Raw genomic sequence first — 15,766 nt, 5'->3', positions numbered from 1 at the left:
GTATATATATGACGTTGAATGAAATGACAGCCAAAGAGGTTTCAAAGAAAGTAATCAATAAAGATGAATTATTTATTTTGGATGTTCGAAATGAAAGTGATTTTAACGATTGGAAAATTGAAGGGGAGAAATTTGAATTCCTTAATATCCCTTACTTTGATTTACTAGATGGCGTTGAAGAAATCATCGATAAAATTCCAGCAAATAAAGAAATTTTAGTTGTCTGTGCAAAGGAAGGTTCATCTGTTATGGTAGCTGAAATGCTAGCTGAAGCTGGATTGGATGTTTCTTATTTAAAGGGTGGCATGAAAACATGGAGTGAACATTTGGAACCAGTGAAAATCGGCGAGTTGACCAATGGTGGCGAAATTTACCAATTTGTTCGGCTAGGTAAAGGCTGTTTATCATACATGGTCGTTTCCAATGGTGAAGCAGCCGTTATTGATTCCACAAGAATGATTGATACCTTCCTTGATTTCGCCGATGGAATCGGAGTGAAAATTACGCATGTTCTAGATACACACCTACATGCCGATCACATTTCAGGAGGAAGACGAATAGCGGAAAGGACAAATGCAGCTTACTGGCTGCCGCCAAAAGATGCAGCTGAGGTAACTTTTGAATATCAGCCATTAGAAAGCGGTAAAGTGATAAAAATCGGTCATTCAGCGATTGATATCCAAGCATTATACTCCCCTGGCCATACCATTGGTTCCACCTCATTTGTAGTCGATGAAAAATACTTGCTTTCAGGAGATATTCTATTCATCGATTCCATTGGTAGACCAGACTTAGCAGGATTGGCTGAGGATTGGGTAGGAGACTTGAGAGAAACACTTTATACTCGCTATAGAGAATTGTCAAACGAGTTAATTGTACTGCCATCTCACTTTATGATCATTGAAGAATTAAATGAAGACGGAAGTGTTGCGAAGGAATTAGGAACGTTATTTGCTGAAAATCATGGTTTGAACATTGCTGACGAAACAGAATTCAGAGAGTTGGTTACAGGAAACTTACCTCCTCAGCCAAACGCATATCAAGAAATCCGCGAAACGAATATGGGGAAAATCACCCCTGATGAGGAAAAACAGCGCGAAATGGAAATTGGACCAAACCGCTGTGCGGTTCGTTAAACATAAAAAAAAGATTATATATACTAAAGAAAACAGGAGAGATGTATGATGAATTCAGATAAAATGTTAGATGCAAAGGGACTTGCTTGTCCAATGCCGATTGTTAGAACAAAGAAGGCTATGAATGATTTACAATCTGGTCAAGTGTTAGAAATACATGTGACAGATAAAGGCGCTAAAGCAGATTTAGCTGCTTGGTCAAAATCTGGTGGTCATGAGGTAGTGGAAACTGCAGAAGAAAATGATATACTGAAATTTTGGATCAGGAAAGGCTGATAGAGAGAAAGGGAACCATTAGGGTTCCCTTCTTTTAAGGGAGGCACTTACAATGGATATCACTTTTATCATTACCATCTTTTTGATTGGATTTATAGGTTCATATGTTTCTGGAATGCTTGGCATTGGAGGCTCGATTATAAATTATCCAATGCTTCTGTTTATTCCCCCCATCTTGGGTTTAGTGGCATTTAGTGCCCATGATGTGACAGGTATAAGTGCTGTACAAGTCTTATTCGCTTCCATCGGAGGTGTATGGAGCTATCGTAATAGCGGACATTTAAATAAAACGCTCATTTTCTATATGGGGATCAGCGTTCTAATCGGAAGCGTGGTTGGAAGCTTTGGATCACAATCGATGTCGGAAGACGGAGTGAATATCATCTATGGCATTTTGGCTTTGATAGCGGCTGTCATGATGTTCATTCCGAAGAAAGGCATAGATGACATTCCCTTGGATCAAGTTACCTTTAATAAATGGCTGGCGGCCATCCTGGCATTAATCGTTGGATTAGGATCTGGAATAATCGGGGCTGGAGGGAGCTTTCTATTAGTTCCCATCATGCTCATCGTTTTAAGAATTCCAACCAGGGTTACGATCGCGTCTTCATTAGCAATCACATTCATTTCATCCATTGGTGCAACAGCAGGGAAAATCTCAACAGGGCAAGTTGATTTCTATCCGGCATTGATCATGGTTGTCGCTAGTTTAATAGCCTCACCGCTTGGGGCGATGGCCGGTAAAAAAATGAATGTAAAAGTCCTGCAAGTCATATTGGCTCTATTAATTCTAGCGACGGCTGTGAAAACATGGATAGGGATATTGTCTTGAGGCACGTTCACTTGACGCGTGGGTTCGAATCCCACACAGGTCATCTTTTAAACAAGGCTCAACGTATTCTTGGTTTTTAAAATTTTGTGAGGTGAATAGAAGATCCGCCTCGTGTCCCCAGAAGAAAAATAATGGGGGAAACAAAAGGAAAGGGAGACCCTGAGGATCTCCCTAGTTTTAACAATATGCTTGGTTGACTTTTCGAAAAGTTGTTATTTCTTGATGATACCAAATTGATCAATAATATAAGGTTCCGCATTATTCTTGTTTTGATCAATCTCATAAGTTACGGCAGTCAGTTTGTCTTTATCCATGGTGATACCAACGAAGTTTTGAATTTGGCCGCGTACTGGACGGGTGTTATTGCTTGGATCTGGGCCATAGATCGCTGAATGATTTTCATCGGCTACTTCGAAAAGATTATAGAAAGCTTCTCCAAGTACGGGATCTTGATTTTTGTAATATACTTTTGGTCCAGCTGTTGCAGGAATCAAATAAATAGCGCCATCTGGATTAACGGTATATTCAACTGTTTGTCCTTTTTTAGTTTCCGTTATTTTTTCAGTTTCTGAAGCCGTACCATCACTCGTGATCGGTTTCGTACGTGCATAAATATGGTCATGTCCTTGAAGGACAAAGTCAATATCAAGCTCCGCCATGAGTGGTGCCACCTGGTTTCTCACTCCGTTCGGATCCATGATATCATCATCCGTTGCATGGTTAGAAGTCGTATAAGGTCCCTTGTGAATATTAACAATAACCCATTTAGCGCCATTAGCTTTAGCTGCTTTTACATCTTCCTTCAACCATTCAATTTGATCTTCTGAAAAGTTAGCATATTTCTCAGAATCCTCGTTACTATTAAGGACAACAAAGTGAGTGTTACTGTAATCGTAAGAATAATAAGCACCTGTTACGGTAGCTGAATTTTCAGGCACATCCAGGTTAAAGTGGTCGATAAAAGCATAATTTTCATCTTCGTGATTCCCCGCGGATGGTGCAAACGTCGTATTTAACAAGCTTTCCTGAGAGTGACCTAGTAGCCAATTCCATTGTTCTTCTTTGACTCCATCGTCAACTAAGTCGCCATTATGGACCATGAACTCGGCATTAGGGACAGTATATAAAGCTTTTGAAATGGTTTCGGACGAAAGGATAGCCTCATCTTCCGTTTTAGCTTGAGTATCGGCCAAGTCAATAAATGTAAAAACACCTTTTTTGGGAGCTGTTGTAAACGTACCTACTTCACTCCAAATGTTTAATGATGCATCTCCAACACGGTAGTAGTATTCAGTATCTTCCTTAAGCCGAGTTGCTTTTGCTTTATGTACATACTCTTTTTGAGAATTTGTAGAAATGTTTTGAGTACCTGAAAATTTTAAGGCTTTCTTAAAATCAGGCTTCTTAGCGCCCGTCTTTTTCACAACCTGTAAATCACTGTTCTTGGAATCCAGTGAAGTGTACCAAGTGAATCCTTTAGAATTCGTAGAATCGCCATTAAATGTAACGGTCACTTTACTAACATCGGGATTTGATTCAGCTGCTGCCAAAGATAGATTACTGCCATACCCACCCACAATGCTTAGAGTTAGGGCAACTGCAATCAATTTTTTTGAGTTTTTTTTCACGTCGCTTTTCCTCCTATATATTTATGATTACTATCCCTTAGGATAGCAAGTTAAATATAACAAAACTAAATATCTATATTATTAATTTTACATATTGAAAATGTTAAGATATGGTATCCAACAAGGGGAATTAGTTCGGTTTTGCCTTTAAGGGGTAAAGCCAATTTCATTAAAATGAATCATTCATTTTGTGTAACATCTTTTAAATGACCGGAACGCACGACTTTAGTTTCTAAATATTTTTCATTAAACTCGGAGGTATCTCCCCATAGCGGAATTCTGCCTGCAACATTGGCACCTGACTTTTGAAGGGCTTCTAATTTTCGCGGATTGTTGGTGATAAGTGTCACTGGATTGGAGCGCAGTTTTTTTAACACGCGAATGGCGTCATCATAGTTACGTGCATCATCCACAAATCCAAGCTCTAAATTCGCTTCCACCGTATCCAATCCTTCTTCTTGCAAAACATAAGCCATGGCTTTACTAAATAATCCGATGCCTCTTCCTTCGTGATTCGCTAAATAAAATAAAGCACCGGTTCCTTGAGTAGCAATCATTTTCATGGCATGTTTTAATTGAAAGCCACAATCACAGCGTTTACTGCCAAATATATCGCCAGTATGACAAATACTATGCATCCGGATAAGGGCATCCGCGGAATTATGAAAATCTCCATATAGTAACACGCTGGATTGCTGCATTTCCGCTAAATTGGAAGAGGCTAAAGTTTCAATGATCTTTTCCATATTATAAGAGCCTTCATTACAAAAGTGACCTGCCACATTATCACATCGTAACCAGCAATACCATTGGAAAATAGTTGTTTCGCCATCTAAGTTAACGGGTAATTTGATAGGCCCGACTAATAAAATGGATTTTTCATCACCTTTTATAACATTAATTTTATCTTCTAATATTAAAGCCACTTTTTCATTAATCATAAAAACTTCCTCCTTATGTTTCAAAATATTTAGTGTACTGTTTGGCAAAATATTATTATGAACAATTTATACTACGCTAATTAGTGCTGTTCATATTGTGCCCAATCCACTCTTTTGGAATCTTTTGTTTTAAAAAGAAGCAAAAGTCCAAATCTACTAAAGCGATAGTGGAAATTTGTTTCTAGAACTTTGCATATAATGATGGGGAGAAGAGTTCTTTAGATCTTCTCGGCAGTTGAAATTGGAAAACCTTTCCGTTAACATGGAATAGAATCATATATTAGGAGGGTGTACATTGGCTTTACAAATCAAAGGAGTCACGAAAAAATTCGGGGATTTCACAGCTGTCAATCAGCTTGATTTAACGATCCCCGAGAAAGAAATGTTCGGTTTTTTAGGTGGGAACGGGGCGGGGAAAACGACCACGTTCCGGATGATACTCGGCCTGCTTGACCCCACTGAAGGGGAAGTGGTCTGGGATGGTAAGAAAATCGATTATACGACCAGCTCATTGATTGGCTATCTTCCAGAGGAACGCGGGCTATATCCAAAACTGAAGGTACGCGATCAAATTGTGTACTTGGCTAGATTAAGAGGGATGAGCAAACGGGATGCTTTGAAAGAGTTGGAGTATTGGCTAGACCGCTTTATGGTGCCTGAGTACATCGATAAGCGGGTAGAAGAGCTTTCAAAGGGAAATCAGCAAAAAATCCAGCTGATCGCCTCCATGATTCATAAACCTGAATTACTTATTCTTGACGAACCATTTAGCGGACTGGATCCGGTTAATGTTGAAATACTGAAGAAAGCGGTCATCGACTTAAGGGACAGCGGCACGACAATCGTTTTCTCGAGCCATCGCATGGAGCATGTTGAGGAGATGTGTGAGCATCTTTGCATCATGCATAAAGGTTCCCCGGTTGTGGCTGGGAAATTAAAAGAAATTAAGCGTTCTTTTGGTAAAAAGAATGTGGCGATTAAAGCTGATTTTGATTTATCTTTCTTGGATACGTATCCTGGTGTAACAAAAGTTAAGAACACGATGGAAGGGAAAATCCTTCAAGTCACTGGTGAAGATGTAGCTGAGAACATGATTCGTGATCTTGTTCCAAGAGGGTTCGTTCGAAAATTTGAATTGGAAGAACCTTCGCTGACTGATATTTTCATTGAAAAAGTAGGTGCCGTCTATGAATAAATTTTGGATTGTCCTTTCCCATACATATCTAACAAAATTAAAAACGAAATCTTTTATCATTTCTACAATCATTATGATGGCCTTGATTCTTATCCTTACGAATATCTCGAATCTTATTGATAAATTCGACAGTGATGATCAGGAAAAGGTTGCCGTCATCGATCAGACTGAAGATAGCTTATTTGATTCTTATAAAAATGCGGTTACAGGTGTGAATGATGACCTATCGATCATTTCCGCTCAGGATGAAAAGGAAGCGGAGAAAATGGTCAGCGCAGAAGAAATTGTTGGGTATCTGTTAATCGAAAAGGATGACAGCCTAGGGTTCAAGGGAACGTATAAAGCGAATCAAATTTCAGATTCTGCAGTAAGTAATGATTTGCTTTTAGCGCTTACTCAATTGAAGGGTCAAATAACTGCGAAGGAATTGAATTTGACAGAGCAGCAAATCGCTCAATTGAATACGCCGCCAGCGTTTGATACAATTGCGCTTCAGAAAAATGCAAAAACAGAAGAAGACCTCAATCAAGCACGCGGTCTCGTGTATGTGCTCTTATTCGTCATATACTTCGGTGTGTTGATGTATGCCACGATGATTGCAATGGAAGTAGCTACTGAAAAGACTTCACGGGTCATGGAAATCCTGATTTCAAGTGTCCCGCCAGTCACGCAGATGTTCGCCAAAATAATGGGGGTAGCTTTGCTTAGTCTTACTCAAATGCTTTTATTTTTTGGCGTGGGTTATTTCTCGATTAAACAAAGCTTGACAGGTATGAATGAAGGATTCTTCTCGTTTTTTGGATTCGGCAACATAAATATTTCAACGATCATTTATGCAATCATCTTCGCTTTGCTTGGTTATCTTCTTTATGCGACTCTTGCTGCATGTCTGGGGTCCGTTGTCAGCAAAATTGAAGATGTCCAGCAAATGATTTCACCGATGACCATGTTAGTTGTCATTGCCTTCATGATTGCGATGTTTGGACTAGGGAATCCGTCAGCCAGTTATATTACGATTACATCATTCATTCCATTTTTCACGCCTATGATCATGTTCTTGCGCGTAGGCATGCTTGATGTTCCATTCTGGGAAATCGCCATCAGCATTTCAGTGTTGATCCTAACCATTGTTTTACTTGGTATAATCGGATCAAAAATCTATCGTGGTGGAGTCTTGATGTACGGAAGCTCAAAATCACTAAAAAGCATCAAGAATGCCTTGCAATTATCCAAGAAAAATTAACATGAAACCTTGATCCTTCATTTCCTGTTGGAGTTTTCCATTTATGCAACCATGATTAGGGGTGAATTATCATGAGCAATTTTGTAACTTTGACGATAGCTTCAGAAGCGTTTCTCTTGCTATCCTTCACCATCATTTTTTTATCGGCCAGGAATGCGAAAAAGAATGTTCTCTTGGTCATCCTGTTCATCATTGGAGGTGCGCCGCTTCTATATTTAGCCATTGATCATGCGAACAGCGATTATTTGGACGCGAATATCGGATTGGGCCTTGCTTTTATGTTCACCTGGCTATATAGCGTAATAGCTTTTATCATTGGAATCATTCTTTTAGTGAAAAAGAAAAGTAATAATAATATTTCAAAAGAACAGTGATAAAATCGCATTTTTGGAATCTGAAGGTCAACTGAACATACAATACTTTTATATAAATGCGGAGGATACATGAAAAAAGTGTATCCTCTGCATTTTTTTATGTTTTCGAGAAGCAAAAAATTCATTTCAGAATTGTTTCTTACTATATAGGAACCGTCTTTATTTTTCTCTTATTAGCTAGAAAAATCACTCCTCTTCGTTCAATATTTATTGTGACATTCCTGTAACAAACATTTTCTACAATACTTGTTGAGTGGAGAGATTGAAAAAAATAATGTTTTAGGAGAGAACTATATGAAGTCCATTAAAATTTTGGTTTCCTTTATATTGATAATGATGGTACTATTCATCTCTGGATGCAGTATCATGAATCCAAAGGAAGAAGAAGAGATAGAAAGAATAGCTGGCACTTCAAGTGGAAAAGTTGGTTTTTGGGATGAACAGAAAAGGGGAACGAATTTTATGAATTCCAAATCTTTACCCGAAAACTATAAAGCAGCAAATGAGTTTAATATTGAATTTATTCGTTTGGCTCCGGATAAATGGGCAAAAGACCATGACTTCTTGTTTAATGACAAGCCTGATGGTCATCCTGAAAGAGATTTTTTGATGGGTAGTGCAGATGAATACAAAGGAATTGATGAGGAAGATTTTGCAGAGTTGAAGGCAGATCTGGATTCTGCGTATGAACGTGGATCTAAGGTTGTATTAACAGTTCTCAGTCTTCCGGGAAACCGATGGCGCCAGTTTAATAATTATGAAAACGATAATCGCATTTGGAATGAATTTAGGTATCATGAACAATCCGCTTTATTCTGGAGGGATCTTGCACAGAGATTGAAGGATCACCCGGCTGTGATAGGATATAACTTGATTAATGAACCGCATCCCGAAACAGCATCTGGATTCAATGATTTTTGGACAGAGGATTATCATGAGTGGTATAACAAAGTCGAACATACAGCGGCGGATTTAAATGCATTGTATAAAACAATTGTAGATTCAGTTCGAACCGTGGATAAAGAAACACCCATTATCCTTAATTCGGGTCTCTATGCCACGCCATGGGCATTTGAATATTTAAAACCAATTAAGGATGATAAGGTTTTATATGCGTTCCATATGTATGAGCCATATGAAATGACAAGTCAAAATAAAAGAAAAGGATTTAAATATAAATACCCTGGTCCGGTGAGAGTTGGAGAAGGGCAAACAGAGAAAACATTTGATAAAAGTGCATTAAAGGAATTTTTAGAACCTGTTAGGAAGTGGGCAAAAGAAAATAATATACCTGCTAATCGGATCATAGCCGAAGAATTTGGTATTAATCGTAGCGTCGAAGGCTCCAAAAGGTATATAGCCGACCTAATATCAGTTTTCAATGAATATGGATGGCATTGGGCCTTTTATGCATTCCGTGAAGATACTTGGGAGGGGATGGATTATCAACTTGGGAATCAGGCCCCTAACTGGAAATACTGGGAGGCGTTAGAGAATGGTGAAAAGCCAAACAGAGAAGACATAGAAGTAAATAATCCGATTTGGAATGTGCTGAAAAAGGAACTTATGGGGAAATAAATTTGATTTGTAATAAAACATAACAAGAAAGTGAAGTCTTATAATAAGGTTTCACTTTTTTGTATAAGGAGAGTATTTTCCAATGAACATTTTGATAGCTGATGATGAAAAACGATTGACAGCCATATTGAAGACTTATTTTGAGAAAGAAGGATTTAATGTGTATGTTGCATATGATGGTGAAGAGGCTTTGAATCTCTTCTTTTCCAATAAAATCGATTTGGTTGTGTTAGATTGGATGATGCCGAAATTAAACGGTATGGAAGTTTGTTCTGAAATAAAGAAAGTGAGTTTAGTGAAAGTGGTGATGCTGACAGCTAGGTCATCTAATGATGATGAATTCAGTGCACTTGATATCGGTGCCGATGAGTATATACGTAAACCATTTGACCCGCGAATTTTGATCATTCGGGTTAAAAAAATGCTTGGTATCGAAAAAATAGTTGGGATCAGGGACTTGAAAATTGATTTACTTAGAATGAAAGTATACAGAAATGGTAATGAAGTAATGCTTTACAAAAAAGAGTTTGAGTTGTTGACGTTTTTGTATAAAAATAAGGGGCAAATATTGTCCAGGGATACCTTGTTATCAATGGTATGGGGTATGAGTTATATCGGGGAAGAAAGAACTGTCGACACGCATATTAATAGATTGCGGGATAAGATTGGTGCTCACAACATTCTCACTCATAGGGGATTGGGGTATAGCTTTCATGATAAAGAGCAATAAAATAAGCACAAAGTTATTATCCATGGTCAGTATAATAATGGTTATCGTTTTCGGTGTATCTTATTTATTAAACAACTATTTCCTGTCTGATTATTATTTGTATAAGATGAAGCAAAAACTCACATCAACTTATGATGAAATAAATGAATTGAGTATCAGTGAATTAATGGAAATTGAAAGTTCGACTGAAGATACTGACAATGTAACAATCGTGATTATTGAGAATAATGGTAATATCGATGAATTGAATGAGCTTATGCAATTTAGCCTATATAAAGATAAAATTCCATTGAATAAGTTTTGGATAACGGAGGATACATTAAAAAAGGTAAGCGAAGGCAATGCAGTCAAACAGTTATATAATCAAGGGAAAATAAAGTCCAGTTTGCTTACTTTATTATATGAGCAGGAGGGCCATCTTATATTAATCGGGACAGTTGTCGTTCATAATACCGATGCCATGAACATTATTAATCAATTGAATTTTTACTCCATTGTTTTCGGAATCATCATTACCTTATTGTTGGTAGCTTATTATTCCAGAAGAATCATTACTCCATTAGAAAAGCTGCAAAGTGTGGCAAAAGATATTGCCAATTTGAACTTTAAACAAGTAAATATAAAGTCAGGTGATGAAATAGAGGAATTATCTTACAGTATCAATGATATGAGCACTCGCTTAAAAAATGCCCATTTACAATTGGAAAAGAAAAACCAGAATTTAAATTCATTGGTATCAAACATATCCCATGAAGTAAAAACACCGTTATCATTAATACAAGCCTATACAATCGGTATAAAGGATGGACTGGATGACGGCACATATACGAATGTTATCTTAGAACAAGTGAAAAATACATCTGATATGGTAGATCACTTAATTATGCTAGCTAAAGTGCAAGCCTTGGATATTAGCAAAGAAACCTTCGATTTAAGAGAGTATCTCCAACAGTTAATTGTACATTATAAAATCTTATTGAATAATAAAGGCATAGAAGTTCGCGATCACTTAGCTTCAGCTGAGAAATGCATGGTAAAAGCAGATAAAAGCCAAATGGATATTGTATTTAACAATCTTATTAGCAACGCCATTAAGTATGGGGAAGAAAACTTTTTTTTCATAACATTGGAGAATGATCTTGACGGCAGTTTGAAATTCGATATTAAAAATAAAACAACGATAGTTAAAGACGAACATTTGCAAAGTATATGGGATTCTTTTTATGTGATAGAAGAATCGAGAAATAAGGAAATTTCCGGTACGGGACTGGGGTTGGCATTAGTAGCCAATATATTGGATAAAAATGATGTAAGATATGAAGTTACTTTAAAAGAGAAGAATATTCATTTTACGATATGGTTTGACACACAGTAAGGCATCACCGCATTGGTGATGCTTTTTTTGTCATACTGTTGTGACATTTGGAAGGTACCATATAAATCAGAGATAGATTTTGATGGTTTAGTATCATTTAAATGAAATTGGATGTTACAAATAAAGACATGAAAAGGGGAAGAACAGTGAAACGGGTAAATTTAGGGAAAATAATAATTTTTACTTTGATTTTGATAGCAGCTCTGAAATTTATAAAATACTTTGACATAAACTCGATTTCTTCAGAAAAAATGATAGAAATTCAAAATGTAGTTGATGAAACAAGTATCGCGAAAATTCAAGTGAATTGGAAAGAAGTAGCTGCGATAGCGAGTGTGGAATATGCATTAGACACAATGTCAACGGAAGAAATAAAAAAAATGACAAATCTATTCATGGAGAAGAGGGAGAATCAATACCGATTGAAAGAGGTGGATGAAGTGACTGAAGCACTAGCTTATGATGAAAAACAAAAAAAGAAAGTCAAAGCATATTTGAAATATTTAAATGCTGTGCGTAATTTCTCAAAGATGGAAAATGAAGATAGCTTGCAAATGAATTTCATTTCCAGCATAAAAGAGGGAGCGATAGATAATTATAAAAAATATGGCATTCTACCTTCTATTACAATAGCACAAGCTATTTTAGAATCAGGTTGGGGAAAATCGGAGTTGTCGGTGAAGTATAACAATATCTTTGGGATAAAAAGCTATAATTGGGATGGAGAGTCGACAAATATTAGTACCAGTGAATTTCATGATGACAATATACAAGCGGATTTTAGAGTGTATGATACAATTTCGGATTCACTCCAGGATCATTCAGTCTTTTTAACTGAAAATCCCCGATATGAAAAGCATGGTTTATTTTCTTCCAAAACTTATACGGAGCAGGCGACCGCATTACAGGAAGCTGGGTATAGTACAAAAGAAAATGAAGTGGGGGAGAAAATATATAGTGAGTTATTAATAGAATTGATTAGGCAGTATCAATTACAATTGATTGATAGTGAAGCACATCTTGAATATGGGTGATGTTTTTGATAAAGCAGTATGGATGAATGGATTCTCTCTTGTTTCTTGAACAGTATATTGTGAAAATAGTGGGCTGGCTCATCTGGAAAGACCAACTCCCCAAATATGAGTTTCTTAGCTTAAGAATAGAAAACATTATTAAACGAATAGTAAATAAATAAGGAACATAAATCTTATTCTTTGCATAGGATAGGGTGGTATGGTATATTAATTTTCGAGGAGGGATGGACAATGGATGAAATAATGAATGGGCAAAATTCGGTGAACGAAGATGAATGCTGTACGCCCTCTTCCCACGGCCGAAAGAGTCATCACTCGGATTCAGTAAAAAAGAATTTAACGACCCGGTTAAATCGCATCGAAGGTCAAATTCGCGGTATAAAGGGTCTTATTGAAAAAGATACTTACTGTGACGATGTGATTACCCAGATAGCTGCTACTCAAAGCGCAATGAATAGTGTGGCCAAGATTTTATTGGAAGGCCATCTTAGGAATTGTGTGGTTGAACGGCTGAATGATGGGGATACGGCGGTTATAGATGAAGTGCTTGTAACGATTCAAAAATTAATGAAGAAGTAAAGGAGTAGTGGTTTAAATGGAAAAGGTAACATTGAATGTCAGTGGAATGTCTTGTGGTCATTGTGTGAATGCTGTTGAAGGTAATGTAGGAAAACTGGCAGGTGTAGAAAGCGTAAAAGTGCATTTGGAAGCAGCCAAAGTAGATATAGCGTTTGATAATGAAAAAGTATCACTTGAAAAAATAAAAGAAACAATCGATGATCAAGGCTACGATGTCGAGTAAGTGAAAAGAGTGCTTCTAAAGCACTTCTTTTTTACAAAAAAATATACCCCATAGCGGTATAGGAGGCGGGATGATGTGAGCAGCCATATTAAAGAAACAAGTATGCAGATTTCAGGCATGACTTGCGCTGCCTGTGCAACCAGGATTGAAAAAGGGTTAAACAGAATGGAAGGCGTGGAGGAAGCCACCGTTAATTTGGCTCTTGAGAAATCAGTCATTAAGTATGATTCAGAAAAATTAAGCAACCAGGACTTTGAAAAGAAAATTCAAGATCTTGGCTATTATGTAGTGAAAGAGAAAAAGGAATTTACGATTACTGGCATGACCTGTGCTGCCTGCGCTACCCGAATTGAAAAAGGGTTAAATAAGTTGGATGGAGTGAGCATGGCTAATGTGAATTTGGCGCTTGAAAATGCGACCGTTGAATATGATCCTTCCGAAGCCTCACCAGTTGATATCATTCAACGAGTGGAGAAGTTGGGGTATGGGGCGGTCATCAAGGAAGATAATATGGATTCAGTGGATTTCCGTCAGAAAGAAATTCAAAAACAAAAGAATAAATTCATCTTTTCCGTCATCTTATCTTTTCCCTTGTTATGGGCAATGGTAAGCCATTTTAGTTTTACTTCGTTTATCTATATGCCTGATTTCCTCATGAATCCTTGGGTGCAAATGGCATTTGCCACCCCCGTGCAATTCATCATTGGAAAGCAGTTTTATGTTGGTGCTTATAAAGCCTTGAAAAATAAAAGCGCCAATATGGATGTATTGGTCGCAATGGGAACATCTGCTGCCTATTTTTACAGTGTCTATCAGGCGATCATCTCAAGCGGTTCCCATCACAATACAGCACAACTTTATTTCGAAACTAGTTCGATTCTTATCACCCTCATTCTTTTAGGGAAGCTTTTTGAAGCAAAAGCAAAAGGGCGTTCTTCCGAGGCCATCAAAAAATTGATGGGGCTTCAGGCCAAAACGGCATTGGTGTTAAGAAATGGGGAAGAACGGGAAATACCACTTGAAGAAGTCATTGTAGGGGATACGGTTTTGGTGAAGCCGGGTGAAAAGATCCCTGTCGATGGAGAAGTGGTCGAAGGGAACTCTGCAGTCGATGAATCCATGTTAACGGGTGAGAGCATTCCGGTGGATAAAACAATCGGGGATCCTGTGATTGGATCAACATTGAATAAAAATGGTTTTCTCCAAATGAAAGCGACAAAGATCGGAAAGGATACAGCTCTTTCTCAAATCATCAAAGTCGTCGAGGATGCGCAAGGGTCCAAAGCTCCGATTCAACGTCTTGCTGACCAAATTTCCGGTGTCTTCGTTCCTATCGTTGTCGGTATCGCCCTTTTAACTTTTCTTGTTTGGATTATAGGGGTTAGCTCTGGAGAATTCACACCAGCTTTTGAAGCGATGATTGCAGTGCTAGTCATAGCCTGTCCATGTGCTTTAGGTCTGGCCACCCCCACATCCATCATGGCAGGATCAGGTCGGGCCGCCGAATTCGGTATTTTATTTAAAGGCGGGGAACACTTGGAAACCACTCACCATATTGATACGGTCATTTTGGATAAAACGGGAACGGTAACGAATGGTGCCCCTGTGTTAACCGATGTCCTCATCGAGAATGGTATGGAGGAAGAACAGTTTTTATCTCTAATCGGTGCAGCTGAAAAACAATCCGAACACCCTCTTGCCCAATCAATCGTTCAAGGAATTCAAGCAAGACAGATATCACTTGCTGTGGTTGGGGAATTCGAAGCGATTCCTGGTTATGGGGTGAGGGCTATAGTGGATCAAAAAGAGTTATTCATCGGAACGCGAAAATTGATGAAGCAAAATAACGTGGATATTACAAAGGCGCTAACAGCGATGGAAGAACTTGAAGAGCAAGGGAAAACCGCAATGCTCGCTAGCATTGAAGGTGAATATGCAGGGCTTATTGCTGTTGCGGATACGATAAAAGATACCTCGCTAAAGGCGATTAAGAGGTTAAAAGCAATGAATATCCAGGTCATCATGATAACAGGTGATAATCAAAGAACAGCAAATGCCATCGGCAATCAAGTGGGCATTGATCAAGTGATTGCAGAAGTACTTCCTGAAGGGAAAGCAGAGGAAGTTGAAAAACTGCAGGCCGCCGGTAAAAAAGTGGCAATGGTCGGGGATGGGATAAATGATGCACCAGCACTTGCACTTGCTGATATTGGAATGGCTATCGGGACCGGGACGGACGTAGCCATGGAAGCTGCTGATATCACTTTGATCCGTGGTGATTTGAACAGTATTGCAGATGCAATCCTCATGAGCAGGAAAACGATGCGAAATATCAAACAAAACTTATTCTGGGCATTTGCCTATAACGTAATCGGAATACCAATTGCGGCAATCGGACTGCTTGCCCCGTGGTTAGCGGGTGCTGCCATGGCTTTCAGTTCTGTATCGGTCGTATTAAATGCTCTGCGCCTTCAACGGGTAAAGCTCTAAAAAATCATATAACCATAAAAAGAAGGCATTGGTAATTTTCAATGCCTTTTTCTATCTTAATGACTAAATGTCTCGTGAGTTGGATTTGCCATTCCATACAAATAAAAAGCCGATGATTCCTTGGCTCTGGAA

General features: G+C 38.2%; 15 protein-coding genes. 13 read left to right on the top strand and 2 right to left on the bottom strand.

The window, feature by feature from the left end; translation table 11 throughout:
• The first annotated feature begins 8 nt into the window (after positions 1-8).
• The 3 genes from ACQKKK_RS14000 to ACQKKK_RS13990 are packed head-to-tail and all read left to right on the top strand — an operon-like array spanning position 9 to position 2,244.
• A complete protein-coding gene (locus ACQKKK_RS14000) occupies positions 9-1,136 on the top strand; it encodes an MBL fold metallo-hydrolase (RefSeq protein ID WP_427616730.1) in 1,128 nt (375 codons plus the stop codon).
• Between the two features lie 48 nt (positions 1,137-1,184).
• Positions 1,185-1,412 carry a sulfurtransferase TusA family protein gene (locus ACQKKK_RS13995; RefSeq protein ID WP_427616784.1) on the top strand — a complete coding sequence of 76 codons (228 nt, stop codon included), beginning with the start codon at positions 1,185-1,187 and terminating at the stop codon, positions 1,410-1,412.
• 52 nt (positions 1,413-1,464) lie between these two features.
• Positions 1,465-2,244 carry a sulfite exporter TauE/SafE family protein gene (locus ACQKKK_RS13990; protein WP_427616729.1) on the top strand — a complete coding sequence of 260 codons (780 nt, stop codon included), beginning with the start codon at positions 1,465-1,467 and terminating at the stop codon, positions 2,242-2,244.
• A 212-nt stretch (positions 2,245-2,456) separates the two neighbouring features.
• Here ACQKKK_RS13990 and ACQKKK_RS13985 read toward each other — a convergent pair whose 3' ends face one another.
• Entirely contained in the window at positions 2,457-3,872 is a 1,416-nt protein-coding gene (locus ACQKKK_RS13985) for a fibronectin type III domain-containing protein (protein WP_427616728.1), read from the bottom strand.
• Between the two features lie 179 nt (positions 3,873-4,051).
• Positions 4,052-4,813, bottom strand: coding sequence for a GTP cyclohydrolase II (locus ACQKKK_RS13980; RefSeq protein WP_427616727.1), 762 nt, complete (start codon positions 4,811-4,813; stop codon positions 4,052-4,054).
• Between the two features lie 295 nt (positions 4,814-5,108).
• Here ACQKKK_RS13980 and ACQKKK_RS13975 point away from each other — a divergent pair, with 295 nt between their 5' ends.
• The 10 genes from ACQKKK_RS13975 (at position 5,109) to ACQKKK_RS13930 (ending at position 15,634) form a co-directional block, all read left to right on the top strand.
• A complete protein-coding gene (locus ACQKKK_RS13975; protein WP_427616726.1) occupies positions 5,109-6,008 on the top strand; it encodes an ABC transporter ATP-binding protein in 900 nt (299 codons plus the stop codon).
• Entirely contained in the window at positions 6,001-7,251 is a 1,251-nt protein-coding gene (locus tag ACQKKK_RS13970) for an ABC transporter permease (protein ID WP_427616725.1), read from the top strand. Before ACQKKK_RS13975 ends, ACQKKK_RS13970 begins: the two co-directional genes overlap by 8 nt.
• 71 nt (positions 7,252-7,322) lie before the next feature.
• Positions 7,323-7,625 carry a hypothetical protein gene (locus ACQKKK_RS13965; RefSeq protein ID WP_427616724.1) on the top strand — a complete coding sequence of 101 codons (303 nt, stop codon included), beginning with the start codon at positions 7,323-7,325 and terminating at the stop codon, positions 7,623-7,625.
• A gap of 366 nt (positions 7,626-7,991) precedes the next feature.
• Positions 7,992-9,203, top strand: coding sequence for a glycoside hydrolase family 5 protein (locus ACQKKK_RS13960; RefSeq protein ID WP_427616783.1), 1,212 nt, complete (start codon positions 7,992-7,994; stop codon positions 9,201-9,203).
• Positions 9,204-9,285: 82 nt separating this feature from the next.
• Positions 9,286-9,933: a response regulator transcription factor gene (locus ACQKKK_RS13955; protein WP_427616723.1), complete on the top strand. Its 648-nt coding sequence runs from the start codon at positions 9,286-9,288 to the stop codon at positions 9,931-9,933.
• Complete coding sequence (locus ACQKKK_RS13950; RefSeq protein WP_427616722.1) at positions 9,917-11,308, top strand: HAMP domain-containing sensor histidine kinase; 1,392 nt, start codon at positions 9,917-9,919, stop codon at positions 11,306-11,308. The genes ACQKKK_RS13955 and ACQKKK_RS13950 overlap by 17 nt, the downstream gene beginning before the upstream one ends.
• A gap of 146 nt (positions 11,309-11,454) precedes the next feature.
• Positions 11,455-12,342, top strand: coding sequence for a glucosaminidase domain-containing protein (locus tag ACQKKK_RS13945; RefSeq protein WP_427616721.1), 888 nt, complete (start codon positions 11,455-11,457; stop codon positions 12,340-12,342).
• 243 nt (positions 12,343-12,585) lie between these two features.
• Positions 12,586-12,921: a metal-sensitive transcriptional regulator gene (locus tag ACQKKK_RS13940; RefSeq protein ID WP_427616782.1), complete on the top strand. Its 336-nt coding sequence runs from the start codon at positions 12,586-12,588 to the stop codon at positions 12,919-12,921.
• 16 nt (positions 12,922-12,937) lie between these two features.
• On the top strand, positions 12,938-13,144 hold the full coding sequence (gene copZ / locus ACQKKK_RS13935) for a copper chaperone CopZ (RefSeq protein ID WP_427616720.1): 207 nt from the start codon (positions 12,938-12,940) through the stop codon (positions 13,142-13,144).
• A 75-nt stretch (positions 13,145-13,219) separates the two neighbouring features.
• Positions 13,220-15,634: a heavy metal translocating P-type ATPase gene (locus tag ACQKKK_RS13930; RefSeq protein WP_427616719.1), complete on the top strand. Its 2,415-nt coding sequence runs from the start codon at positions 13,220-13,222 to the stop codon at positions 15,632-15,634.
• Positions 15,635-15,766: the final 132 nt, after the last annotated feature.

This window comes from Peribacillus sp. NPDC006672 (assembly GCF_050274955.1).
Taxonomy (GTDB): Bacteria; Bacillota; Bacilli; order Bacillales; family DSM-1321; genus Peribacillus.
The sequence above is the reverse complement of the archived record's forward strand: the minus strand, read 5'-3'. Positions and strand labels throughout refer to the sequence as shown.